We start from the raw sequence: 23,178 nt of genomic DNA, 5'->3' as shown, positions 1-23,178 counted from the left end.
GCCAGCAAGCTTAGATGTTATAGCGCTCATCCTCGTGATCGCCGGGATGATCACGCACCAGACCGGCAGCCAGCGTGTTGCCGTCCTGCGGATCGATGACAAGGAACGCGCCCGTACGGCGATGTAGCGCATAAGTCTCAACGGGCAGCGGCGAGGCGAGGCGGATCTGCGCCGTGCCGATGTCATTCAATTCCAGTCCCGACGCGGCCGCATAGCCGAACGATTCCAAATCCAGCTTCCCCGTCACGGCACGGATCAGGCCCTGGACGGTCTTGCTGCCATGTTTGATCAATACCTTTGAACCCTCGCGCAGCGGCTTCGTTGAAAGCCAGCACAGTTCTGCGTAAACATCCTGGCTCACCTCCCCAAAAGTACCTGTGGCGGCAATGACATCACCGCGGGCAATGTCGATCTCCTCGCTCAGCCGCAATGACACCGACTGCGGCGCCACCGCAGTTTCCAGAGAGCGGCCAGCAAAGTCGATGCCCACCACGGAGGCCTTCCGCCCCGAGGGCAGAACCGTGATCTCATCTCCCACCGTCACGCCGCCCGAGGCGACCTGACCGGCATAGGCGCGGTAATCACGGAAGGAGGCTCCGGCGTCGTCCGCGTTTGCAAGGTCAGGGGCCAGCGCACCCTGGGGCCGGATCACCAGTTGAACAGGGAAGCGGAACGGCTCCAGCCCGCGCTCCAGCTCATCAGTGGTGGGCAGCGTTTCCAGGATGTCCAGCAACGTGGCGCCCGTGTACCAGGGGGTGTGGGCGGAGCGGTCCACCACGTTATCGCCCTCCAGCGCGGAGACGGGAACCACCAGTACACCGGACAGGCCAATATCCGCAGCAACGTCCTGCACGTCGGCCTCAATGGTGCGGAAAATCTCCTCGCTGAAGTCCACCAGGTCAATCTTGTTCACCGCCACCAGCACGTTGGGCACACGCAGCAGCCGCAGCACGGACAGGTGCCGGCGGGTCTGCTCCAGCACCCCCTTGCGGGCGTCAATAAGGACGACGACGGCATCCGCAGTGGACGCGCCCGTCACCGTGTTCTTGGTGTACTGGATGTGCCCGGGGCAGTCGGCCAGGATGAAGCTGCGGCGGTCGGTGGCGAAGTAGCGGTAGGCCACATCGATGGTGATGCCCTGCTCGCGCTCGGCGCGCAGTCCGTCGGTGAGCAGAGCTAGGTCGATCTTCTGCGTGCTGCCATTCTCCCCGCCAAAGCCGCGGTCCGCGGAGGTGCGGGTGACGGCGGCCAGTGTGTCAGCCAGAATCGCCTTGGAATCGTGGAGCAGCCGGCCCACCAGGGTGGACTTGCCGTCATCAACGGAGCCGGCCGTGGCGAAACGAAACAGGGTTCCGACCTGGACCTCTGCTGGCTCGATCAGTGAAGTTGTTGTGCTCATTAGAAGTAGCCATCCTTTTTGCGGTCTTCCATGGCGGCCTCGGAGATCCGGTCATCGGCCCGGGTGGCGCCACGTTCGGTCAGGGTTGAGGCGGCCACTTCGCGCACCACATCGTGGACGGTGGTGGCATCTGAAGCTACGGCGCCGGTGCAGGACATGTCCCCCACCGTGCGGTAGCGGACCTGCTTGATGATCACGTCCTCATCGGGACGCGGCGCCGAGACCTCACCCACCGCACGCCACATGCCGTCGCGTTCAAAGACTTCGCGTTCATGGGCGTAGTACAGGTGCGGCAGTTCAATGTTTTCGCGGGCAATGTAGCGCCACACATCCAGCTCGGTCCAGTTGCTGATGGGGAAGGCACGCACATGCTGGCCCACGGTGTGGCGGCCGTTGTACAGATTCCACAGTTCGGGGCGCTGGTTGCGCGGATCCCACTGGCCAAACTCGTCACGCAGGGACAAGATGCGCTCCTTGGCGCGGGCCTTGTCCTCGTCACGGCGGCCTCCGCCAAAAACGGCGTCGAACTTGTTCTTGGCTATGGCGTCCAGCAACGGCACTGTCTGCAGCGGGTTGCGGGTGCCGTCAGCCCGCTCAGCCAGCTCGCCACTGTCGATGAACTCCTGCACGGAACCCACCTCCAAGCGCAGACCCAGACGCTCCACGGTGCGGTCGCGGAACTCGATGACCTCCGGGAAGTTGTGCCCGGTGTCCACATGCAGCACGGGGAAAGGAACCTTCCCCGGCCAGAACGCCTTCGTGGCCAAATGCAGCATCAGCACCGAGTCCTTGCCGCCGGAGAACAGCAGCGCAGGGCGCTCAAACTCGGCCACCACTTCACGAATGATGTGGATAGCCTCGGATTCCAGCAGGTCCAGGGAATCCAGTTCGGCGGGCTCAAAGGCCTCGAGAGTCTCAACCGCCGAAGGGGTTTCAGTAATTTGGGTGCTCATGTGTGTAGTCCGCATTCTGTCTTGGAGGTTCCGGCCCAGCGCCCGCTCCTTGGGTCGGCGCCGGGGGCCACTTTCTTGGTGCAGGGGGCGCAGCCGATGGACGGGTAGCCCTGGCTGAGCAGGGGGTTCACGGGTAGCAGGTTCTCATCGGAGTAACTGATCAACTCTTCATAGCTCCATGTGGCGACGGGGTTGACCTTGACCAACCCATTCTTTTCGTCCCACACCACCAGGGGCGTGTTGGTGCGGGTGGGCCCCTCATCGCGACGCACCCCGGTGAACCACAGCTCGTAGCCTTGCAGGGAACGGTGCAGTGGTTCCACCTTCCGCAGCGCACAGCATCCGGCAGGATCCCGGGCAAACAGGTCCATGCCGTGGCGCGCATCCTGCTCGGCCACGGTGTTGACCGGGAGCACGTCAACCACGTTGACCCGCAGATTTTCTGCCACCTCATTACGTGTGGCGTAGGTTTCGGGGAAGTGGTAGCCGGTGTCCAGGAACAACACGTCCACCCCGGGCAGCTGCTCGGCAACTAGTGCCGGCAACACGGCGTCTGCCATGGAACAGGCGACGGCGGATGCTTGCGTTGCGAAGTTCCGCGCCACCCAGGCGATGACTTCCTGTGCGGACGCGTCCCAGGCCAATTCCTTGGCGCCGGACTCGGCAATCGTTTGGAGCTCGGCATGCGAGCGGAGCGTTGTCACAGTCATTTCAGCAGCTCCTCATCAACCCGGTGGGCGAACTCGGCAAAAGTTTCATTACTGAGGCGAACGTCCGCATATTTACGCACCACACGCTCCACATAATCGGGCAACTGCGCTGCCGTGACTTTCAGGCCGCGAATGGTGCGGCCCAAGCCTGCCTCAACCCGGTTGTCGGTAGCCAGCCCACCACCTAGGTGAACCTGAAAACCGGGGGCGGTGCCGCCGTCGTCCGTGGGAAGCATCATGCCCTTGAGCCCAATGTCTGCCGTCTGAATCCGGGCACAAGAGTTGGGGCAGCCGTTGATGTTCAGGGCAATGGGCTGGGTCAGGACTCCGGTGTCCACCAAATCCGCGAGTCTAGTTTCGAGCTCGCTAATGGCGGTGGCGGCGGTGTCTTTGGTGTTGACAATGGCCAGCTTGCAGTACTCGATCCCTGTGCAGGCGATTGTGGAGCGGCGGAACAGCGAGGGCCGTGCGGACAAACCCAGACCATCAAGGACGGTGATGAGTGGCTCCACCTGCTCCTTGGACACATCGAGAATGACGAGCTTTTGGTGCGGCGTGGTGCGCAACCGGAAGGAGCCATGTGCCTCAAGGGCGTCAGCGAGAGCGGTTAGTTTGGTGCCGGAGACGCGGCCCACGGTGGGGGTGACCCCAATGAAGAACTTGCCATCTTTTTGCTCGTGCACGCCAATGTGATCGCCGGGGGATGTGGGCTTCGGGGCCGGTTCCCCGTCAGGCAACTTGTGGCCCAGGTAGTCATCCTGAAGAATTTGGCGGAACTTGGTGGTGCCCCAATCGGCCAGCAGGAACTTCAGCCGAGCCTTGGTGCGCATGCGCCGGTAGCCGTAATCGCGGAAGATACTGGTGACGCCAAGCCAGACCTCTGCGGCAACCTCGGGCGAAACAAACACGCCGAGACGTTCAGCCAGACGCGGCGCCGTGGACAGGCCTCCACCCACCCAGAGATCGTAACCCGGGCCAAGCTCTGGATGAATCACACCAACCAAGGCGAAATCGTTGATCTCATGAACCACATCCTGTGATGGGTGGCCTGTGATGGCTGTTTTGAACTTGCGGGGCAAGTTGGCAAGTTCAGGGTCCCCAATGAAACGTGCGCTGACTTCCTTGATCAGTGAAGTGGGGTCAATGATCTCGTCCTTGGCGATGCCGGCTACGGGGGAACCCAGAATGACGCGCGGCACGTCACCGCAGGCCTCAGTGGTGGACAATCCCGCCGCCTCAAGACGGTTCCAGATCTCCGGAACGTCCTCTACACGAACCCAATGCAGCTGAACGTTCTGCCGGTCGGTTAAATCTGCGGTGTCGCGGCCAAACTCAGTGGAAATCTGGCCGATCACGCGCAACTGATCCGTGGTGAGGGATCCGCCATCAATGCGGACTCGGAGCATGAAGTACTTATCTTCTAGTTCGTGCGGCTCCAGACTTGCTGTTTTACCGCCATCGATCCCCTGTTTGCGCTGTGTATACAGGCCCCACCAGCGGAAACGCCCGTGCAGGTCTGTTTTATCAATGCTGTCAAAGCCACCCTTGGCGTAGATGGTTTCGATGCGATCGCGGACGCTGAGCCCGCCATCTTCCTGCTTCCAGACCTCATTCGCGTTCAGCGGTTCCTTGCCGTCCACCTTCCACTGCCCATGCGGCTTGGCCGCTGGGCGGGGGCGGGAGGTACGAACCGGCTTCGCGGGAGCCTCGGCGGTCAGTGCGGCCGGAGCATTGTCACTGCCAGAGGTCTCTGCTCCGGCTAGAGCTGTCTGTGTCATAAAACGAGCGTAAGGTGCCCCCGGGCCGGCACCAATCACGATTGCAACGCACGTTCACCTTGGGCAATATTTCGTCACACCCGCCATTCGCCGCCAGGGTGTGCTTCTAGTCAGTACGGGACTAGCGCCCGGGCTGTTACTTTTTGGCTGCCAGTGCCTTGGCGGTGAAATCTGACAGGGGGCCTTGGCTCCACTGCTGCCCCTCCACAAAGACGGTAGGCGTTCCAGCGACACCATAATTCTGGGCGAGAATCGAAGAATCTCCCACAAAACCTGCGAAATCCCTGTTGGCCAGGCAGCTGGAAATGTCACCGGCACCAGCTTCTTGTGCCAGCCCAACCAGCACCGCGTTGTCTAGGCCCGCCGACATCTCCGCCGGTTGGTTCTTGAACAGGGAGTCAAAGAAACGCTCGTAACTGGTGGGGGCATTGTTGGCCACGCACGCTGCAGCCTCCGCGGACCTGGTGGAGTACTTAGTGCCATTTGATAGCTGGTCCAGGAATCCAAGAGGGCGGTATTCGAGCGTGATCTTCCCCTGATCGCGGAGCGTTTTCAGTGCGGGACCATTTGTCGTTTCAAACTCGGCACAGAAGGGGCACAGGAAATCCGGGTAAACCACCACCTGCACTGCCTCACCGCTGGCGGAGGGTGCAATGCCAATTTCATCTAACGCAGCAGGGTCCATGGACAGCTGTGACAGGTCCACCTCTCCGGGGAGCTCCGCTGCCGGAAACACGCCGCCTCCGGGACCAAAAGTGATGCCACCAAAAGCATTCAACGTTCCGCTCATCTCCTGCGCGCCGTAACTCGGCTGGGGAGCCAGAGGTTCATGGCTGGAGGTGCTTGGCGTGCTGGCGAGGATGCCAATGATCAGCAAGGTGCCCAGGATGATCGTGGAAGCCAAAGAAACATAGCCCACAACGAGGCCCCCGATCGCCAGGCCACGCCCCTTTTCCCCAGTCCGCTTGATTTGGGCCAAGGCAATGTGACCCGTGATGATCCCCACCACGTTCACCACGAAGGCGGACACGAGTGAGACAACTGCCAAAACGTTAGTTGTTTCCACCTTTGAACCCAGAGGCATCATTCCGGGATACAAAGGCGGTTGACCGTACGGTGGCTGCTGGCCGTAAGGTTGTTGGCCGTACGGTGGCTGATCTGTTGGATCATTGCGTGGACTGTCTGGGCCTTGGACCGGGTTCTCCCCCACAGCATGCATTTCTTCGTGGAACATGTTTCCCACCATCATCCCAGCAATTGGTGTCCCCATGGCCTTGGCGCGGGCCTGTTCAACTATTTCTGTGACTGCAAAACCTGGGGCAACCCTCGGCGCTGCCCTCCATCACAGCGAGATATGGAGGTGTTCAGCTCTCACCGCCCGGACAGTGCCGAATCGAAGTGTTCCAACGCCAATTCCGCCAGTAAAGAAGATGGCAGCAGGGGCGCTGTCACTAGATCGGCACCTGCCAGCGAAAGCTGGTCATGAAAATATCCCGGCGCCAGCAAGTAGGAGGCAATAGCAACCCCGCGTGCGCCCGAAGCCCGCAATGCCGCAACTCCATCTGGTACGGACGGGAGCGCACTGGCACCATAGGCGGCCATCACCTGCTCGGGCCGCCGCACGGCAAGATCCGCAGCAAGCACTTCAATATGCTCAGCCGATTCCGGCCTGGAAGATCCTGCCGCGGCCAGAACAATGCCCCACCCATGAGGCAGCTCCCCCAGACGCTCATCCAGCAGCTTCGCCAGCCTCGGATCGGGCCCCAACGGCAGAGCCCCCAGGGTGTTCGGCCGGGACGCTACAGCCTCTGCAATATCCACCTGAACGTGGAATCCCACCGTCAGCAACAACGGAACCACCACGGCACGCACTCCCGGCGCCAGCCCGGCCACCACATCCGGCAGCGCAGGTTCCTGCACATCAACATAAGCCTCCAGCACGGAAAGCCCAGGCCGCAGTGCAGCAATCTCGGCCCGGAGCGCGTTGATGCGTTTTTGGCCTTCTGCATTGTTGGTGCCGTGCGCGCACGCAATCAGCACCGTCTCCGAGCCCGGCTCGGTCACTTCAGTTCTTCTCATACTCATGGGCAGGCTCCTTCTCGCCGGCGTGCAAAGGCACTGGCTGATCTTGGTGCCAATGTACGTTATTTAGGGACCTGCCTGCAGCCAGTTGAGAACACACTGCACTGACCGCTATGGTGCTGCCGTTGTCCTTGCTGTAGTGGGGTTGTCCTTGCTGTAGTGCCGTTGTCCTTGCTGTAGTGGGTTCACCGGACTCGTGGCTGGCGTCCGGCGCATCTTTAGAGCACAATCCGCATCGGATCCTCCAGGATCTGCTTCAGGTCCTGCAGGAACGCGGCCGCCGTGGCGCCATCGAGCACCCGGTGGTCCACCGTCAGCGTGAGTTTGAGGACCTTCCGTGTGGTGAGTTCACCGTTGCGCACCACCGGCTCCTCCGACGTTGCACCCACGGCGAGGATCGCGGCCTCGGGCGGGTTGATGATGGCCGTGAAGTTGTCGATCCCGAACATGCCCAAGTTGCTGAGAGTAAATGTCCCACCGCTAAACTGCTGCAGCGTCAAGGTCCCTTCCCTGGCCTTGCTCGCCAAGTCCCGCGTTTCCGTGGCGATCTCCGCTAGGCCCTTCCTGTCCGCATCCCGCACCACAGGCACAATTAGGCCGTCCGGCACCGCAACGGCTAGGCCCACGTTGATGTGCCGATGCTGATAGATCTTCTCACCCGCCCAGGACGAGTTGACCTCAGGGTGGGCCCGCAGCGCCACTGCACAGGCACGCACCAGCAGGTCGGTGACGCTCGCCTTGAGACCCACATCCGCAAACCTCACATTGATTCCGCTGCGGAACTCCAGCAGTGCATCCATCTGGACCACGGCGGTCAGGAAGAAGTGCGGCACCGCAGCGCTCTCTGTCAGCCGTTTGACCACGACCTTGCGCATCTGCGTCAAGGGGATCTCTACCGAGTCCTCCTGTACAGCAGGTGCAGTTGCAGGAGTGGATACAGACGTGGACGACGGCGGGGGAGCCTTCCCATCCCGGCTGGCAGCAGCGCCGTGGTCAGCAGAGCCGTGGTCACCAGCGGCACGGCCGGAAGAGGCATGGTCACCGGCGGCCAGAACATCCGCCCTCACCACTCGGCCTCCGGGACCGGTGCCCTTGATGTCCGCAGGATCAAGGCCCCGTTCCACCGCCATCTTGCGCGCCAATGGAGATGCGAACACCCTGCCATCGGCATGTCCGTGGGTGTCAGTACCCGAGTGGGTATCCCTCTTCGGGGCTTCGTTTGCGCTTCCGGGCGTGGCAGCCTCTGCCGAACCGCCGCCGGAGCTAGAGCTAGAGCCAGCACCGGATCCTATGCCGCTGCCGTCGCCAATGAACGCCACAGGATCTCCGATAGCCACGGTGGCACCCTCGGCCACCAGCAGGCGTTCCAGCACACCGTCGTCGAAGGCCTCCAAGTCCATCGTGGCCTTGTCGGTTTCAATCTCACCGATGACGTCCCCGGCCTTGACCTGATCGCCAACGTGTTTGAGCCAACGGCCCAGGATCCCTTCCTCCATGGTGTCGGATAGGCGGGGCATGATTACCTCGGGCATGGGGACCTCCTAGCTTCTGAAACTTGTGTCATCGAGTAGTTCAAGGATCACGCGGCGCAGGTCCACGGCATCGGGTAGTGCGCGGCGCTCCAGTGGTTTCGCATACGGCAGCGGAACCTCGGCTGCCGCCACCCTGCGCACCGGTGCATCCAAGTAGTCAAAGGCGCCCTCCATCAATGTGGCCGAGATTTCTGCACCGATACCGTAGCTGAGCCAATCGTCCTCGAGGACCACGGCCCGTCCGGTCTTGCGCACAGAGGCGCAGATGGTGGGCCGGTCAAGGGGTCGCAGGCTGCGCAGGTCCACCACCTCCACGGAGATGCCCTCCTGCGCCATTTGGCGGGCCACCTCCACGGCGATGGTTGTGGCACGCGAGTATGTGATCACGCTCAGGTCTGTGCCTTCCTTGACGACGGCGGCCCTACCGATTTCGCCCGGCGTATCCCCTGGCGGGACTTCGCCCTTTGTGTTGTACAGGGCCAGGTTCTCCAGAAAGATGACGGGATCATCGTCCCGGATGGCTGCCAATAGCAGCGCCTTGGCGTCAGCCGGTGTGGAGGGTGCCACCACTTTGAGTCCGGGCACGTGCGCATACCAGACTTCCAGGTTCTGTGAGTGTGTGGCTGCCAACTGCTGCCCTCCGCCGCCGGGCATCCTGATCACTAGGGGTACGCTTTGCTGGCCGCCAAACATGCCGTAGATCTTGGCCGCGTGATTCACAATCTGGTCGATGGCGATCAGGCTGAAGTTCAGTGTCATGATCTCCACCACCGGGCGCATACCCAGCATGGCGGCTCCGATGGCCGCCCCCACAAAGCCTTCCTCGGCGATGGGCGTGTCCCTGACCCGTTCCGGGCCGAACTCACTCAGCAGCCCTGCCGTGATCTTGTAGGAACCCTCAAAAATGCCAATTTCCTCACCCAGCAGGATCACCTTTTCGTCCCGGCTCATTTCGCTGCGGAGGGTGTCATTCAACGCCTGCCGGTAGGTCACCAGTTTTGTCTTGTCGGCTTCTGCGCTCATGGCAGCACCACCATCCTTTCCCCGGGAAGTGCCGTGGGCGCATTGGGCACCGGCGTTGCATACGCATAGTCAAAGAGCTGATCGGGGGTGGGGTCCGGCCCCGCATCCGCAAACGCGACCGCAGCCGCCACCTGCTCCTCCATCTCTGTTTCAATGGCGTCCGCCTGTTTTTCGGTGAGAGTGCCATCGGCAATTAGTTGGGCACGCAGTGCCGGCACGGGGTCAGCCTCTTGGGCGGTTTCAACGTCCGCTGCGGAACGGTAACGGGCCGGGTCAACCACCGAGTGGCCGCGCAGCCGGTAACTCATCAGCTCCAGCAGGGCTGGCCGGCGTTGCGTCCGCGCCTGATCCAACGCGTCGGTGACTGCCTGGCGCACTGCCAGAACGTCGTCGCCGTCGGCCCTGACCCCGGGTATCCGGTAGGACGCGCCGCGCTTGTACAGCTCAGGCTCCCCCGCTGCTTTTTCCACAGTGGTGCCCATGCCCAGCCTGTTGTTGATGACAACGTAGACAATGGGCAGCGACCACACCGCGGCTAAGTTCAACGACTCGTGAAACGCACCGATGTTGGTGGTTCCATCCCCCATCTGGCACATGACCGCTTCGGCGTCCGGGCCGGGTGCGCCGCGGTACGTCAGCGCCAGAGCCGCACCCGTCGCCGGTGGGATCTGCCCGCCCACAATTCCGTAGCCGCCCAGCATCCGCGTGCTCGTGTCAAACATGTGCATGGAGCCTCCCCGCCCCTTGGAGACGCCGGTGGTCTTGCCAAACAGTTCTGCCATGACCTTGCCGGTATCCATGCCACGCATCAGGGCGTAGCCGTGGTCCCGGTAGTTGGTGAACAGGTAATCGGTGGGCCGCAAGGCATCCATCAGCCCCACCACTGACGCCTCTTCGCCCAAGTTCAAGTGGCAGTACCCGCCAATCTTGGCCCGCTTGTACATTTGGTCCGCGGTTAATTCGAACTTGCGGATGAGCACCATCCGCCGGTAAAACTCCACCAGGGCCCCGGCGTCCGCTGTCCTCGACTCGTTCATTGTCCATCTCCTTCAAGTCTGTGTGTGCGTTGAAGTGGCCGGTGCCGCCTAGCTGGCCGGCTCTCTGGGGTGGCGGCTCAGGTTCCGGGCGGTTGTTCATGGAGCTCAAACCAGCTGCCATCACCTTGGCATCGGGGGCATTTGTCCGGCGGCGTGGGTCCGCGGACAGGTTCCCCGCACACCCCGCACACCCATTCGGTGGCAAGCAAGGAGACGATGTCACCCCGGCTGACTATCCCTACCACTCGGCCCTCCTGAAGTACCGGGAGCCGGCGGACTCGTTTTTCAATCAGCAGATGCCGCAGGTCTGCAATGCGAGTGTCTTCGCTGACGGAGATCACCGCGGTGGTCATCAGGGATGCGGCTGTTTTGCCTTCCTTGGCGAGCAGGTCAAATTCGCTAACCAGCCCCAAGACGTGGCCGGAATGGTCTACCACTGGCACACCGCTGATCCGGTGGGAACGCAACAGTTCCGCGATCTGAGCCACCGCCGTATCCGCAGGGATGGTTATTACGGGGCTGCTCATGATGTCTGCCGCCGTGGCCGGGATTTTTGCGTTCATGGTTTCTCCTAAGATGCGTGTAACAGTTTGTGCCAGCCGGACCTGGACCTGCTCGATCCACGTTTGGCGGCGTATCATCCGGTGCGCGCCTGCCCGAAGCCACTCTGACCGGAGCCGGCCGCAACAGCTCCGGGGGCCGCCTTGTCCTGGCAGCAAGCAGCTGCCTCGTCCGGCACAAACCCGCCGGTGTCCTTGTTGCTGATGCCTACGGCGGAGATGACCCCTCCCACCAGCAGCAAGATTGCAACCACCACCATGATCCGCCGGAACGAGTCAACATCTAGAGCTGTTCCTAGGATGATCCCGGCCAAAGCGATGGCAACGAGGCCAGCCACTCGGGAGACCGCGTTGTTTACCGCCGATCCGATGCCGCTTTGCAATGGAGGGACGGCACCGAGAATGGCAGACGTCAGTGGCGCCACGGTCACGGATAGGCCAATTCCGTACAAGATAAGGCCCGGAAGCATCTGGAACCAGAAGTTAAATGGCTCGGTTGCCGTCATCATCCATAAAAAGCCGCACCCGGCCACCACCGGACCCACTGCCATGAACAAGCGCGGGCCATAGCGCCCTGCCATCCCTCCGAAGACACCGGCCAAGAAGATGGTAAGCACCGCTACCGGCAGCGTTGCCAGGCCTGCCTGCGCAGCCGTGAACCCTGCCACTTCCTGTAAGAAGATCACCACCATCAGCGGCCCCAACGAAACCCCTGCGTAGACGAAGGCTGTGGCTAGATTGCCCACGGCAAAATTGCGGGCTTTGAACAACCCCAGAGGCATCATGGGGTGCCGGCTCCGGGCCTCCCAGAGAAGGAAAGCAGCCAGCAGCACCATCCCGGCCACGAACGGGACCGAGACCGCAGGGTTCTTCCAGCCCAAGCGCTGCTGCTCAATCAATGCAAACACCGTGCCAGCCAAGCCCACCGCCGCCAAGACTGCACCGGCGACGTCAACGCTCGGGCGAACTCTTGCTGCGCCCGGATCGTTGCCAGAGCTCGCCCCGGCCAGCTGGGGTGTTGCGCTGTTGTTCCGTCCCAACCCGGCCAGGAGCACCAATGTCCCCGCGATGGGAAGAACGTTGATAGCGAAGATGAGCCTCCAGCTGACGTATTCCACCAGCACCCCTCCCAGCAGCGGACCTGCGACGAAGGCTGTCCCGGTCCAGGCAGTCCATGAGCCAATGGCTTTTGCCCTCCCCGGGCCGGTGAAGGCCGAGGTGATCAGTGCCAGCGAGCTGGGCACCAGCAGTGCGGCCCCGGCACCTTGGACGGCACGGGCGGCGATCAGCAAGGCACCTGTGGGTGCCACCGCACAGGCCATAGAAGCGATGCCGAAGATGCCAAGCCCCACGCCAAGAATACGAATCCGGCCAAAGGTATCCGAAAGTGAACCGGCCAGCAGGATCAAAGCACCCAGCGTCAGCAGATAGGCATCAACTACCCATTGCTGAGTGGCTAAGCCGCCTCCCAAATCGTCTTTGATGGCTGGGAGCGCCACATTGACGATGGCACCGTCAAGAAACGCCACGAAGGAGGCAAGAATAGCCACCCACAGGACCCCTCGCTGCAAGGACGTCATGGGCTCTTGGGCCGTGGAGCCAGAAACCGGCAAGCCGGAACCTGCGCGGGGCAATCTGCCCTTGCGCCGCCAAGGCAACTCTCTGACACCCTTATTCCGTGTCCCCATGTGGCCATTAGAGGCCCTCAGAGGCCAACCAGTCAAGGCTTGCTTGCACCACGGCCAAGTCACCTCGAGTTATTGACGTCCGGGCCCAATGGGACGATCGTGGAAGGGACGGCAACAGAATTGTTCCTTTAAAGATTCCACCCTCTAGGAGGGGCCATGACCCCCACACAAGTCCCTCATATCCTTATTCTTGGCGGTGGGTACGTAGGCCTCTACACCGCATGGGGGTTGCGCCGGGCGCTACCGCGAGGCAGGGCACACATCACGGTGGTTGAGCCTAATCCGTACATGACCTACCAGCCACTGCTACCGGAGGTGGCCGGGGGCGAGCTCGATGCCCGGAGCGTTGCTGTTGACCTTTCCCGTGCATTGAAGGGCTTGGATTTGTTTCGCGGCCGGCTCCTCTCCTTGGACCTGGCCGGACGCACCGCGGCCCTTAAAACGCTCACCGGTACACCCTCCACTATGTCCTTTGATCACGTAGTCCTTGCCATGGGCGCCGTCAGCCGGACCTTTCCCACGCCAGGGCTGGCCGAGCACGGGATCGGCTTCAAGACCTTGGCAGAGGCCGTCCATGTGCGGAACCAAGTACTGGGAAACATTGCCATCGCGGCGGCAGCCACTGATCCACAGGAGCGCGCCAAAGCCTTGACCTTCGTCTTCGTCGGGGGCGGCTATACAGGGGTGGAGGCGCTGTGCGAGCTGAGCGACCTGTCCAAACTTGCAGTGGATGAATACCCTTCACTGAGCCGCAGCGACCTCAGGTGGGTCCTTGTGGAAGCGTTGGACCGGGTGGCTCCGGAAGTGGGCCCCACACTCTCCAAATTCACCTTGATGCAGTTGCGTGAGCGCGGCATCGACGTTCGTCTGGAGACCACCATGACATCGTGTGTTGATTCTCAGGTGGTGCTCAGCGACGGCAGCACCTTCGCCGCCAATACTCTTGTCTGGACAGCAGGGGTCAAACCCAATCCCGTGTTGGATGACACCGATGTTCCCCGCGGGCCCAAGGGACACGTCAATGCCAATGCCAAGTTGCAGGTCATCACTGACGACGGCGTACCGGTCCCCGGCGCGTGGGCTGCTGGCGACAACGCCCAGGTCCCCGATGCTAACGCAGAAAAGCAGCCTGCTTTTTACGCCCCGAACGCCCAAAACGCCATGCGTCAAGCGAAGGTACTGGCCCGGAACATCGCCGCCGATCTGGACGGCAAGCCCCTTGTGGAATTCAGGCACAAGTCCCTGGGCACCCTGGCGAGCTACGGGGTGGGCCGGGGTGCCGCCGTCGTACTGGGTATTGAACTAAAGAACCGGCCCGCCTGGTTTGCGGACCGGCTCTACCACGGCCTGGCAGTGCCCACCTTTAACCGCAAGTGGCATGTGTTTACGGCGTGGATTGCCGGCTCCTTCGCCAAGCGCGACCTCACCGCGCTGCCAGGGATCGAACACCCACGCCAGGCCTTCCTAGAGACGTTCAAGAAGAAGTAGTTGCGGCATTCACCAGGGCCGGGCCTCAGCCTTTCCGCGCAAACGCTGTACGCAGGGAAAGCTTGCGGGAATATTCAATGGAGCCGTAGCGGAACAAGTGCACGGCAATGCGCAGGGCCAGGGCACCGAAGATGAACAATTCGGCAATGACGATGCCCGCCTGCCAGCCCGGGAGGGAGCCGAAGGCGTTGCGCAGCATGGCCGTGATGGGTGCTGTGAATGGGAAGAACGTGAATATTTCCACGATCAGTGAGCCCGGGTCACTAACCACCAAAGTGACAATGTAGAACGGGATGAACATCATGATCATGACCGGGGCGAACACGGTGCTGGCATCCTTTGCTGTGGGCATGACAGCCCCGATCCCCACCAGCACGCCGGTGAACAGGATGAACCCGCCAATGAACATCAGCGCCCCAGTCAGCATGGGCAGGAATTGGAACTGCAGCGTGGATAAATCAAAGTTGGGCATGTTCAGTTGCTCGCGGAAGAATAGGTAGCCCAGCACCATGGGCGTGGCAAACACCAACGCCTGCACGGCCCCCACCAGAAATAGCGAAATCACCTTGCCCACTACCAGCGTGGTGGGGTTCAGCGTGGTCAGGATCATCTCCGTCACACGGTTTTCCTTCTCCTCCAACGTGGACGCCAGCATCTGGTTCGCCAGCAGGATGATCACCACATAAAACAGCACCAGAAACAGCAGCGGCGGCACCACTGTTGCGAGCCCGCCCGAAGGTTCGCCGTCCTTGAACGTCTGAGATTCTGTCCTGAAATTCCCTTGCACCGCCGCCGTCAGCTCCGCCGAGCCCACCTTTTCCTGCGCCGAGCGAACCACCAGTTCCGTGGCTACAGCCTCATACGTGCCGTTTTTGAAGATTCCCTGATCCGCCCCATAGACCAGCACCGGCTCCTTGGTGATGTCCGCAGGGAAGCTGAACCAGGCATTTAGTTCACCCCCTTTAACACGTTGCGCTGCGGTGCCCGGGTTCTGCTCCGGGACCCCGCCCATGGCGGTGGCCACCTTGGGGTCGATGATCCCGGAGGTGTCCGTATAGGTGAACGCAAGTGTCTGGTTCTTTTGCTCGTCGGAGCGAGTTGCCGTGGCGGAATTGCTGATAAAAACCAGAGCAAAAACTATTCCCAGCAGCACGGGGATGGCCAAGGTGGCAATCCAAAAACGCCGCTTCTTGATGGTGCGGGTGAACTCAAACTTCACCACCGTGCCCAAGTTACGCCGCGCCATCTTAGCGCCCCTTCCTTCGAAGTCCCCGGGCTGCTGGTGTGGCTGTGCCGTCCTGCGCACCGCCCGCCTCCCCGTACACCTGTATGAAAATGTCTTCCAGGCTGCGCTTGGCTGCCACAAACCCGCGCACCACCACCCCGGCCAGCACCAGTTCCTTCAACACCTCGGCTTCATCTGCGGAATCCTCCAGCGAAAGCTCTGCGTAGTTGGTTTCTTGCAAGACCACTGCGTAGTGCGGTGAGCGGGGCAACACACCCGAATATTTCAGCCGAATGGTCCGCCCGCCAAACTGGTTTTGGACTTCCGCAATGGTGCCGTACGCCTCCGCCCGCCCATTCTTGAGCAGAATGATCCGGTCGCAGAGCCGCTCCACTTCCTCCATTTGGTGGGTGACCATCATGACCGTGGCCCCAGCTTCTTTGCGTTCCTCGATGATGTCCATGAGCAGACGCCGGTTCACGGGGTCGAACCCCTTGGTGGGCTCATCCAGGATCAACAGCTCCGGCTCATTCATAATGGTCACACCCAGCTGCACTTTTTGTTGTTCACCACCAGAGAGCTTGTCCACGCGTACATCTGCCTTGTCGGAAAGATCCACGCGCTCCAAAAACTGCCGGGAGTACTCCACCGCGTCCTGTTTGGATAACCCCTTAAGCCGGCCAAAGTAACTCATCACATCCAGTACCGACTCCTTTTTATAGAGCCCACGCTCCTCGGGCAGGTAGCCGAGCCGGGCACCGTAATCATCACTGAACACCTTGCCATTGATCTCAAGAGTTCCCGCCGTGGGCCGGTAGATGCCCAGTAAAGCCCTGATGGTGGTTGTTTTACCGCTGCCGTTGCTGCCCAGAAATCCAAACGTCTCCCCGCGCGCCACGTCAAAGGAAAGTCCCTCAATGACTTTTTTGGCCCCGAATTGCATGTGGAAGTCATGAACGTAAATCAGCGGCTGAGCGGCATCCATTTTTCCAGCGTAGTCACAAATGGCTCCCGTGTGATAGGAAATTGGGCATTGTCTGCCAGCACCCATTAAGCTTGGCGCTGCCTGCCCCTTGCAGCTGATACCGGCTGCCGATCCACGAATGCTCCCATGAACTTTGATCTGCTCCTCATCCTTGACCTACTCGGCGTCTTTTTCTTCGCAGTTTCGGGCTGCCTGCTCGCGACCCGCAAGGGTTTTGATCTTGTCGGTTCGCTCCTGCTGGGCTCCATGGTGGGCCTGGGCGGCGGTGTCATCCGCGACATCGTCTTGAATGCCGGACCTCCTGCCGCCTTCACAAATCAGATCTATTTGTTGCCCCCTGCAGCAGCTGCCGCCTTGGTCTATTTCACGGTGAAAAACGTCCAGCGCAGTGGCCGCCTGCTGTTCATGTTCGACGCCGGCGGGTTGGCATTGTTTTGCGTCACAGGTACGCTCAAGGCCCTCGAAGCGGGAATGAACCCCGTGGCCTCCATCCTCCTGGGAGTCACCACCGCCGTGGGCGGAGGGATCCTGCGCGATGTCACCGCCAATGACGTCCCCAAGGTTTTTGACCCCAAGGACCTTTACGCGATTCCGGCCTTTATTGGTGCCGGTTTAGCCACTGGATTATGGCATCTGGGCTGGCTGACCTTTACCACGGGGGCTATGGCCACTGTAGTGGTTTTCGCCTTGCGCATGCTGAGTCTGCGCTACGGCTGGCATGCTCCCCTGGCTGCCCGTAGCTGGACACCGCGACGGGGCCAGCGCGGCTAAGATTGCTCTAGAGCGCATTGCTACCTGTTGCTAGTTTCTGGAGATTTTAATGTCTGACATGTTCGTAGAGAAGTTCCGCGGTCTGGTCCCCTTGTACTTGGAGGAGCCCTGGCAGGAGGCCGACGGCATCACCGTGGCGGACCTGGACGCAGTCTTCTCCGAATTGCAGATCACAGTACCCCTGGCCTTGCGCGAATTCCTGCACGCCTTGGGCAACTGCGAGGAACTCATGGAGGCCTACTACTACTTCTGGGATCCCGAAGAACTGGAACTCGAAGACGGCTACCTACTCTTCCTCGAGGACAAAGACGAGAACTACACGTGGGGAATGCTGGCAGATCAGGCGGACGTTCCCGATCCCATTGTCTGGCGCCGCAACAACGCCACGGGTGAATGGATCAACGAAGAAGGCACCTTTAGCGAGTTTGTGTTCGACATGCTTGATTGGGTCTTCAAGGAAGTACTCACCGACCAGGACTAACCCACAGCAAGTACGCAGCGAATGGCTATGGGAATATTCATCCGGGAGCGGTAGCGTGGCGTTATGAACGCACAGGAAGCTTCGAACACATTGGATCCGGAACCGGCTGCAATTGTTGGCCTGGTTGAAAAGTTGGTTGAGGGGATGTGGCCCCGCTCAGACTTCGACCGCAAGGCGTGGTTTGAACGCCATGGATTGGTCTCTGGGGCCGCTTGGGATGAGGCCAGCGCCGCCCCCGCTGTAGCGCATTACTCGCTGCGTACTCCCATGGCTGGCGGGGAGATCGCCTCCTCATGGACTTCCTACAACGGGAGATTTCTGGGCATCAGCATGCAGGTTTATTCCTCCATGCAATCAGATAATCCGTCCACACGGCAAGGCTACGATGACATCCATAACCGGCTCATAACCCTCTATGGTGAGGGCACAAATCCTTGGCACGATCCCATTGTTCAGGCGTGCGTTTGGAACGTCAACGGCCGCCGCATTGTGATTCGATTCTTCAATCTCCAACACAGCGGAGTCATGGTCAGCGTCGACGATGCTGGCTTGGCTTCGGCTTCAGAAGCAGAAGCTCGGCGTCGGAATGCGCCGGCGCACTGGAATAACAGCGCTGAGGCCCTGAGCCCCTACGTCATGCCGAAGCTGGGTGCACAAAAGTAAATCCCGAGCACCCAGCCCCCATTGCGCCCAAGCTAAACGTCGCGTGAGACCACGGCTTCGGCGAAGCTGGCCAGCGCTGTTTTGACCATACCTTCCGGTAGCGGAGCCAGTGCAGCAATGGCGGCGTCCGACCATTGCCGCGCCACGGCCCAAGACTCAAGCGTGACAGGATGTTCACGCAGCGCCTTCACGGCCACGGCCAGTGACTCATCGCTGCTCAGATCGCCATCTACCAGAGCAAGCGCTGCGGCGGCATCGGCGTCTCCGGCGGCAGCAGCATTGCGCAGCAGCAACACGGGCAGGGTAGGGACGCCTTCGCGCAGATCCGTTCCCGGGGACTTTCCAGAAACCTGCTTCAAACCGGTGACATCAATGACGTCATCGGCCAGTTGGAAAGCAACGCCCACTTTTTCACCGTATTCGAGCATGACATCTTGAAGGCTCTCATCAACACCGGCAAAGATTGCCCCGAGCTGGCCAGAGGCGGCAACTAGCGAACCGGTTTTATCGGCAATAACCGAGAGGTAATGCTCAATGGGGTCTTCGTCTTCACGCGGGCCAACTGTCTCATGCAGTTGGCCCAGGCACAGCCGCTCAAAGGTGCGTGCCTGAATTCCCAGGGCCCGCCCGCCCAGTTCCGAGACCAGAATTGAAGCGCGCGCAAAGATGAGGTCACCCGTAAGAATGGCAACAGTGTTGCCCCATACTTCGTGGGCCGTGGGGGCGCCGCGGCGGAAGGGCGCCGAGTCCATGACGTCGTCGTGGTAGAGCGTGGCCAGGTGCGTCAGTTCAACCACCACGGCGGCCTGCACCACTTCCTTCCGGTTCGGGTCCCCAAGGTGGGCGGCCAGAAGGACCAGCAGCGGACGGATGCGCTTGCCGCCGGCTTCTACCAGGTGCCGGCTCGTGGCGTCGGCCAGAGGATCAGAGTGGGCAATTGCTTCACGCAGCACCTTCTCCACCTTGGCCATGCTCATGGCAATCGAGGGGCCCAGATCCGGGTCTTCTGCCACTGCCGAAAAACCGGACGGCAGTGCCAGCCCCGTGGCAATGGCCATGGTGCTGGGGTTGGAGTCGTGAGATTCAGGGCGTCCTTGCCCGGCATGGGTCCAGCTGTGGTTCGCGGAAGTAGTCACTGCTTAACACTAACTTTTGGTAGGGATTGTTGCTCGGATGTGCGGGTAGTGTCCTGGTTGCTGGTAGCAGGGACGAGCTTCTCCAGTAGTTGAATCACTCTATCCTCAAAACCACGTTTGTCTGTGTCCGTCAGATTCGTCATCAACCGAACCACAAACCGCATCAGCACCGGAACACTCATGCCCGTGCGCAGCGCCAACTTCATGATGGTGGGATTTCCAATCATGGAAGCAAAAACCCGCCCCATGGTGAAGTGGCTGCCCCACGCATCACGCACCAGGGTGCTGTAGTTGGACAGTGCGTGATCTGCTGCGAGACGCGAGTTGGTGCCTGCTGCCTGGATGATCTGTTCTGCCGCGAACCGGGCAGATTCCATGGCGTAGGAAATTCCCTCACCGTTAAAGGGGCTCACCATGCCGCCGGAATCACCGAGCAGGAGCAGGCCGCCCGAATAGTGCGGAGTCCGGTTGAAGGCCATGGGCAGGGCGGCACCCCTGATGGGTCCCACCTGGTTTTCAGGGGTGAAACCCCATTCCCCGGGCATGGCCGCAGTCCAGTCACGCAGCACGCCGCGGTAATCGAGCTTGCCGAATTCCTTAGAGGTGTTCAGTATGCCCAAACCAACGTTGGAGGTTCCGTCACCTACCCCAAACACCCATCCGTACCCTGGCAGAACCCGTCCGTTGGGAGAAGGAAGCTCCAGCCAGCCCTCCATCCAATCGTCCTCGTGCCGAGGTGAGGTGAAATACGTACGGTAAGCAACGCCCATGGGCCGGTCGTCACGTTTGGCGTGCCCCAACGAGACGGCAGTGCGGGTGGAGTTCCCGTCCGCGGCAAGCACCACGTCGGCCTGGAAGTCCACAGTTTCGCCCGTCTTGCGCCCAGCCCCGTCCACCAGTGATGCCCGTGCACCCACCACAGTGCCGGCGTCGTCCGTCAGTGCCTGTGTCACCGAATGGCCCTCAAGGATGGTGGCACCGGCGGCGCGGGCATGATTGGCCAGTGCTTCATCGAAGCCCAGCCGGGTACGGATGAGCCCGTAATTGGGGAAGTCACTGAGTTCGGGCCACGGCACCTCAATTTGGCGCCCGGCGGCAATCAGCCGTAGGCCCTTGTTGCGGCGCCATCCTTCGGAGGGCTCGTGCGGCAGGCCCATGAGCGCCATTTCGCGCACGGCCCGTGGGGTGAGCCCGTCGCCGCAAACCTTTTCACGTGGAAAGCGGGTCTTTTCCAGCACGGTGACGTCAATCCCGGCGGATGCCAGATGCCAGGCCGCAGTGGATCCGGCGGGACCGGCACCTACTATGAGTACCTTCACTGTGGGTGGAGTTCCTTTGTTTAGCGATCGGTTGCGGCTGATTCGCCATCAACCGTCAGGGGTTTCACGGCTCGGTGCACGGCCACAATGCCACCGCTCAAATTCCTGTAGGCCACGGCATCCCAACCTGCTTCGGTGAGCCAGGCGGAGAGCTTGTCCTGATTGGGCCACACCCTGATGGACTCCGCCAAGTACACGTACGCCGCAGGGTTGGAGGCAACTTTTTTGGCGATGGGAGGCAAGGCTCGCATCAAATATTCGGTGTAAACAGTGCGGAAAGGGGCAAAGGTGGGGTGTGAGAAATCGGCCACCACCAGCGTGCCGCCGGGCTTGGTGACGCGCAGCATCTCCCGCAACGCCTTTTTCGGATCCATCACATTACGCAAGCCAAAGGAGATGGTGGAAGCGTCAAAGGAGTTATCGGCAAACGGCAGGTTGGTTGCATCCCCGGCAATAAAGTCAATGTCCGGGCGGCGGCGTTTACCAACTTTGAGCATGCCCACGGAGAAATCGCAGGCCACCACGTTCACGCCAGCGTCGGCAAACGGTTCGCTCGAGGTGCCGGTGCCGGCGGCGAGATCCAACACCCGCTGGCCGGGCTTTGCATCCACGGCTTCGAGGACAATGCGCCGCCAGCGGCGCGTCTGTCCCATCGACAAAATATCGTTGACGACGTCGTATTTGGGGGCCACGTCGTCAAACATGGCGGCCATTTCTTCCGGACGCTTCTCCAAGGATGCACGGTTCACTCCCTTAGTCTCTCAAACTTTGTGCAGCTTCGCGCATTGTTCGCCGATGTTTGGGCAAGGTTGTGGGCCATCACACCGTGCAAGCACCTGTTTTTGGCGCCCCAGAGAGTAATCTGGACTCATCATGACTGTTTCCTTTTCGCTGCGTACCCTCACCTTGGCCCTCACCCCGGCCACGCTGACGGAGCTTGGCATCACCGGCCCTGCGGACTTGCTGGGGGCTGATCCAGGCGTTGGACCGCTGTGCTGGTTGCGCCTAGGCGAGGGCTTGCTAGGTTTTGGCGAAATCGCCTCCTTTGCCGCCACAGGCCCCACGCGCTTTGCCGACGCCGAACAGTGGTGGAAATCACTGGTGGCCACGGCTGCCGTGAACGATCCCGTGCGCATGCCCGGCACCGGCACCATGGCCTTTGGCTCTTTTGCCTTCTCAAAAAGCAGCGCCTTCGAATCCGTACTCATAGTCCCTGCCTTGGTGGTGGGCTTCTCCTCCGGCACGGCCTGGCTCACCCAGCTGTCCCTGGACGGCGCAGTCCCTACCGCTAAATCCGCCCTGAACCTGCTGCGGGCCCTGGCCACCGCTAGAAGTTCGACGCCGGCCACCCCCTCTGTTGGAACGCTAAGACCAGGGGCACTCTCCGAAGAGCAATGGAAGGATTCCGTCCGCGCGGGGGTCAATGCCATTACCGCAGGTGGCTTAGAAAAGGTGGTTTTGGCACGGGATGTGGTGGCGTCCTTCCCGGAACCAGTGCGGCGGGTTTCAATTCTGCAACGATTAGTGGAGCTTTACGGTCAATGTTGGACCTACGGCGTCCGTGGTCTGGTGGGCGCCACACCGGAGATACTCATCAAGGTTGATGGCTCCACAGCTCAAGCACGTGTCCTGGCAGGAACGCTTGACCGCGAGGATGAACCGGCCGGCTCAACAGGCTTTGCGGATACGGTTCTTGGAGGTTCACTCAAACAACGCCAAGAACACGATTTTGCCGTCCGCTCACTTACCCGGCAGCTGGCACCCTTCTCCACGGACCTCTCTTTCCCGGCAGAGCCATTCATTTTGGAGCTACCCAACGTGTGGCATCTGGCCTCCGATGTGACTGCCCAATTAGCTAGCTCAAATGGCCATCTACCCACGTCTTTGGCGCTGGTTGAGGCCCTGCACCCCACTGCGGCCGTGTGTGGAACCCCTCGGGAAGAAGCCGGGAAGCTGATCTTGGATCTGGAGAAAATGGACCGCGGTCCTTATGCGGGACCGGTGGGTTGGCTGGATGGGGCGGGCAACGGCGAATGGGGCATTGCTTTGCGCGGAGCCGTCCTGGAGGACGAACACACCGTTCGTTTGTACGCCGGCGCGGGCATTGTTGAGGCCTCCGATCCGGCTGCCGAACTGGCCGAGACATGGGCCAAATTTCGGCCCATGCTGCAGGCTCTGAACCTCCCCAACCACCCGTAGGGCACCGATCTGCCCTGGTTTTCAGACACCCTCAGTGTGCGAGCTCTTGCGCGAGCCAACATTTAGTTGTTCACTAGTAAAAACTTGTTTACCGTGACGCAAGTCACTGGCAGGCTACACTAGATTTCAAATACTGGCTCCTCAGGGAC

General features: G+C 61.0%; 21 protein-coding genes. 5 read left to right on the top strand and 16 right to left on the bottom strand.

Translation table 11 applies throughout. The annotated features are described in order from the left end of the window. Positions 1 to 10 precede the first annotated feature (10 nt). From CVS29_RS06005 to CVS29_RS05955, 11 genes are all read right to left on the bottom strand, one after another. The gene (locus CVS29_RS06005) at positions 11 to 1,399 is read right to left on the bottom strand and encodes a sulfate adenylyltransferase subunit 1 (protein WP_110105445.1); all 1,389 of its coding nucleotides are present in this window, start codon (positions 1,397 to 1,399) and stop codon (positions 11 to 13) included. Beyond that, positions 1,399 to 2,352 (bottom strand): sulfate adenylyltransferase subunit CysD, encoded by a 954-nt coding sequence (cysD, locus tag CVS29_RS06000; RefSeq protein ID WP_110105444.1) that lies wholly within the window; start codon positions 2,350 to 2,352, stop codon positions 1,399 to 1,401. Before cysD ends, CVS29_RS06005 begins: the two co-directional genes overlap by 1 nt. Further along, positions 2,349 to 3,062 carry a phosphoadenylyl-sulfate reductase gene (locus CVS29_RS05995; RefSeq protein WP_110105443.1) on the bottom strand — a complete coding sequence of 238 codons (714 nt, stop codon included), beginning with the start codon at positions 3,060 to 3,062 and terminating at the stop codon, positions 2,349 to 2,351. The genes cysD and CVS29_RS05995 overlap by 4 nt, the downstream gene beginning before the upstream one ends. Next, positions 3,059 to 4,840, bottom strand: a complete 1,782-nt coding sequence (locus CVS29_RS05990; RefSeq protein WP_110105442.1) for a nitrite/sulfite reductase — start codon at positions 4,838 to 4,840, stop codon at positions 3,059 to 3,061. Before CVS29_RS05990 ends, CVS29_RS05995 begins: the two co-directional genes overlap by 4 nt. A 136-nt stretch (positions 4,841 to 4,976) precedes the next feature. Then, complete coding sequence (locus tag CVS29_RS05985; protein WP_170120911.1) at positions 4,977 to 6,074, bottom strand: thioredoxin domain-containing protein; 1,098 nt, start codon at positions 6,072 to 6,074, stop codon at positions 4,977 to 4,979. A gap of 137 nt (positions 6,075 to 6,211) precedes the next feature. Continuing rightward, positions 6,212 to 6,925 (bottom strand): sirohydrochlorin chelatase, encoded by a 714-nt coding sequence (locus tag CVS29_RS05980; protein ID WP_245932090.1) that lies wholly within the window; start codon positions 6,923 to 6,925, stop codon positions 6,212 to 6,214. Positions 6,926 to 7,140: 215 nt separating this feature from the next. Next, the gene (locus CVS29_RS05975) at positions 7,141 to 8,454 is read right to left on the bottom strand and encodes a dihydrolipoamide acetyltransferase family protein (protein WP_110105440.1); all 1,314 of its coding nucleotides are present in this window, start codon (positions 8,452 to 8,454) and stop codon (positions 7,141 to 7,143) included. Between the two features lie 9 nt (positions 8,455 to 8,463). Continuing rightward, entirely contained in the window at positions 8,464 to 9,477 is a 1,014-nt protein-coding gene (locus tag CVS29_RS05970) for an alpha-ketoacid dehydrogenase subunit beta (protein WP_110105439.1), read from the bottom strand. Then, positions 9,474 to 10,514 (bottom strand): pyruvate dehydrogenase (acetyl-transferring) E1 component subunit alpha, encoded by a 1,041-nt coding sequence (pdhA, locus tag CVS29_RS05965; protein WP_110105438.1) that lies wholly within the window; start codon positions 10,512 to 10,514, stop codon positions 9,474 to 9,476. The genes CVS29_RS05970 and pdhA overlap by 4 nt, the downstream gene beginning before the upstream one ends. A 77-nt stretch (positions 10,515 to 10,591) precedes the next feature. Continuing rightward, positions 10,592 to 11,077: a CBS domain-containing protein gene (locus CVS29_RS05960; protein ID WP_110105651.1), complete on the bottom strand. Its 486-nt coding sequence runs from the start codon at positions 11,075 to 11,077 to the stop codon at positions 10,592 to 10,594. A 74-nt stretch (positions 11,078 to 11,151) separates the two neighbouring features. Further along, positions 11,152 to 12,762, bottom strand: coding sequence for an MFS transporter (locus CVS29_RS05955; RefSeq protein ID WP_373366703.1), 1,611 nt, complete (start codon positions 12,760 to 12,762; stop codon positions 11,152 to 11,154). A gap of 156 nt (positions 12,763 to 12,918) precedes the next feature. Between CVS29_RS05955 and CVS29_RS05950 the strand changes: the two genes are divergently transcribed. Next, entirely contained in the window at positions 12,919 to 14,250 is a 1,332-nt protein-coding gene (locus CVS29_RS05950; protein ID WP_110105436.1) for an NAD(P)/FAD-dependent oxidoreductase, read from the top strand. A gap of 25 nt (positions 14,251 to 14,275) precedes the next feature. Here the strand turns inward: CVS29_RS05950 and CVS29_RS05945 are convergent, their stop codons facing one another. Both CVS29_RS05945 and CVS29_RS05940 read right to left on the bottom strand, forming a co-directional pair. Then, positions 14,276 to 15,496 (bottom strand): ABC transporter permease, encoded by a 1,221-nt coding sequence (locus CVS29_RS05945; RefSeq protein ID WP_110105435.1) that lies wholly within the window; start codon positions 15,494 to 15,496, stop codon positions 14,276 to 14,278. Position 15,497: 1 nt separating this feature from the next. Further along, a complete protein-coding gene (locus tag CVS29_RS05940; RefSeq protein WP_110105434.1) occupies positions 15,498 to 16,460 on the bottom strand; it encodes an ABC transporter ATP-binding protein in 963 nt (320 codons plus the stop codon). A 126-nt stretch (positions 16,461 to 16,586) separates the two neighbouring features. Here CVS29_RS05940 and CVS29_RS05935 point away from each other — a divergent pair, with 126 nt between their 5' ends. The 3 genes from CVS29_RS05935 (at position 16,587) to CVS29_RS05925 (ending at position 18,375) form a co-directional block, all read left to right on the top strand. Continuing rightward, entirely contained in the window at positions 16,587 to 17,231 is a 645-nt protein-coding gene (locus CVS29_RS05935; RefSeq protein WP_110105433.1) for a trimeric intracellular cation channel family protein, read from the top strand. Between the two features lie 49 nt (positions 17,232 to 17,280). Beyond that, the gene (locus CVS29_RS05930; RefSeq protein ID WP_110105432.1) at positions 17,281 to 17,712 is read left to right on the top strand and encodes a hypothetical protein; all 432 of its coding nucleotides are present in this window, start codon (positions 17,281 to 17,283) and stop codon (positions 17,710 to 17,712) included. A gap of 63 nt (positions 17,713 to 17,775) precedes the next feature. Next, a complete protein-coding gene (locus CVS29_RS05925) occupies positions 17,776 to 18,375 on the top strand; it encodes a hypothetical protein (protein ID WP_110105431.1) in 600 nt (199 codons plus the stop codon). 32 nt (positions 18,376 to 18,407) lie between these two features. On the opposite strand, the gene CVS29_RS05920 is transcribed toward CVS29_RS05925, so the two are convergent. Genes CVS29_RS05920 through CVS29_RS05910 form a run of 3 tightly spaced genes read right to left on the bottom strand, consistent with a single transcriptional unit; the run spans position 18,408 to position 21,579 of the window. Then, the gene (locus CVS29_RS05920; protein WP_110105430.1) at positions 18,408 to 19,511 is read right to left on the bottom strand and encodes a polyprenyl synthetase family protein; all 1,104 of its coding nucleotides are present in this window, start codon (positions 19,509 to 19,511) and stop codon (positions 18,408 to 18,410) included. Continuing rightward, the gene (locus CVS29_RS05915) at positions 19,508 to 20,830 is read right to left on the bottom strand and encodes a geranylgeranyl reductase family protein (RefSeq protein ID WP_110105429.1); all 1,323 of its coding nucleotides are present in this window, start codon (positions 20,828 to 20,830) and stop codon (positions 19,508 to 19,510) included. Before CVS29_RS05915 ends, CVS29_RS05920 begins: the two co-directional genes overlap by 4 nt. Before the next feature lie 20 nt (positions 20,831 to 20,850). Continuing rightward, positions 20,851 to 21,579 carry a demethylmenaquinone methyltransferase gene (locus CVS29_RS05910; protein WP_110105428.1) on the bottom strand — a complete coding sequence of 243 codons (729 nt, stop codon included), beginning with the start codon at positions 21,577 to 21,579 and terminating at the stop codon, positions 20,851 to 20,853. A 124-nt stretch (positions 21,580 to 21,703) separates the two neighbouring features. Here CVS29_RS05910 and CVS29_RS05905 point away from each other — a divergent pair, with 124 nt between their 5' ends. Further along, complete coding sequence (locus tag CVS29_RS05905; protein WP_110105427.1) at positions 21,704 to 23,029, top strand: isochorismate synthase; 1,326 nt, start codon at positions 21,704 to 21,706, stop codon at positions 23,027 to 23,029. The last annotated feature ends 149 nt before the right edge of the window (positions 23,030 to 23,178 follow it).

The sequence above is a fragment of the Arthrobacter psychrochitiniphilus genome (genome assembly GCF_003185915.1).
Lineage (GTDB): Bacteria > Actinomycetota > Actinomycetes > Actinomycetales > Micrococcaceae > Specibacter > Specibacter psychrochitiniphilus.
The sequence above is the reverse complement of the archived record's forward strand: the minus strand, read 5'-3'. Positions and strand labels throughout refer to the sequence as shown.

Coding starts and splice junctions, on each gene's coding strand:
- CVS29_RS06005 (WP_110105445.1), bottom strand. CDS start 1,399: ATGAGCACAACAACTTCACTGATCGAGCCAGCAGAGGTCCAGGTCGGA.
- cysD (WP_110105444.1), bottom strand. CDS start 2,352: ATGAGCACCCAAATTACTGAAACCCCTTCGGCGGTTGAGACTCTCGAG.
- CVS29_RS05995 (WP_110105443.1), bottom strand. CDS start 3,062: ATGACTGTGACAACGCTCCGCTCGCATGCCGAGCTCCAAACGATTGCC.
- CVS29_RS05990 (WP_110105442.1), bottom strand. CDS start 4,840: ATGACACAGACAGCTCTAGCCGGAGCAGAGACCTCTGGCAGTGACAAT.
- CVS29_RS05985 (WP_170120911.1), bottom strand. CDS start 6,074: ATGTTCCACGAAGAAATGCATGCTGTGGGGGAGAACCCGGTCCAAGGC.
- CVS29_RS05980 (WP_245932090.1), bottom strand. CDS start 6,925: ATGAGTATGAGAAGAACTGAAGTGACCGAGCCGGGCTCGGAGACGGTG.
- CVS29_RS05975 (WP_110105440.1), bottom strand. CDS start 8,454: ATGCCCGAGGTAATCATGCCCCGCCTATCCGACACCATGGAGGAAGGG.
- CVS29_RS05970 (WP_110105439.1), bottom strand. CDS start 9,477: ATGAGCGCAGAAGCCGACAAGACAAAACTGGTGACCTACCGGCAGGCG.
- pdhA (WP_110105438.1), bottom strand. CDS start 10,514: ATGAACGAGTCGAGGACAGCGGACGCCGGGGCCCTGGTGGAGTTTTAC.
- CVS29_RS05960 (WP_110105651.1), bottom strand. CDS start 11,077: ATGAACGCAAAAATCCCGGCCACGGCGGCAGACATCATGAGCAGCCCC.
- CVS29_RS05955 (WP_373366703.1), bottom strand. CDS start 12,762: ATGGGGACACGGAATAAGGGTGTCAGAGAGTTGCCTTGGCGGCGCAAG.
- CVS29_RS05950 (WP_110105436.1), top strand. CDS start 12,919: ATGACCCCCACACAAGTCCCTCATATCCTTATTCTTGGCGGTGGGTAC.
- CVS29_RS05945 (WP_110105435.1), bottom strand. CDS start 15,496: ATGGCGCGGCGTAACTTGGGCACGGTGGTGAAGTTTGAGTTCACCCGC.
- CVS29_RS05940 (WP_110105434.1), bottom strand. CDS start 16,460: ATGGATGCCGCTCAGCCGCTGATTTACGTTCATGACTTCCACATGCAA.
- CVS29_RS05935 (WP_110105433.1), top strand. CDS start 16,587: ATGAACTTTGATCTGCTCCTCATCCTTGACCTACTCGGCGTCTTTTTC.
- CVS29_RS05930 (WP_110105432.1), top strand. CDS start 17,281: ATGTCTGACATGTTCGTAGAGAAGTTCCGCGGTCTGGTCCCCTTGTAC.
- CVS29_RS05925 (WP_110105431.1), top strand. CDS start 17,776: ATGAACGCACAGGAAGCTTCGAACACATTGGATCCGGAACCGGCTGCA.
- CVS29_RS05905 (WP_110105427.1), top strand. CDS start 21,704: ATGACTGTTTCCTTTTCGCTGCGTACCCTCACCTTGGCCCTCACCCCG.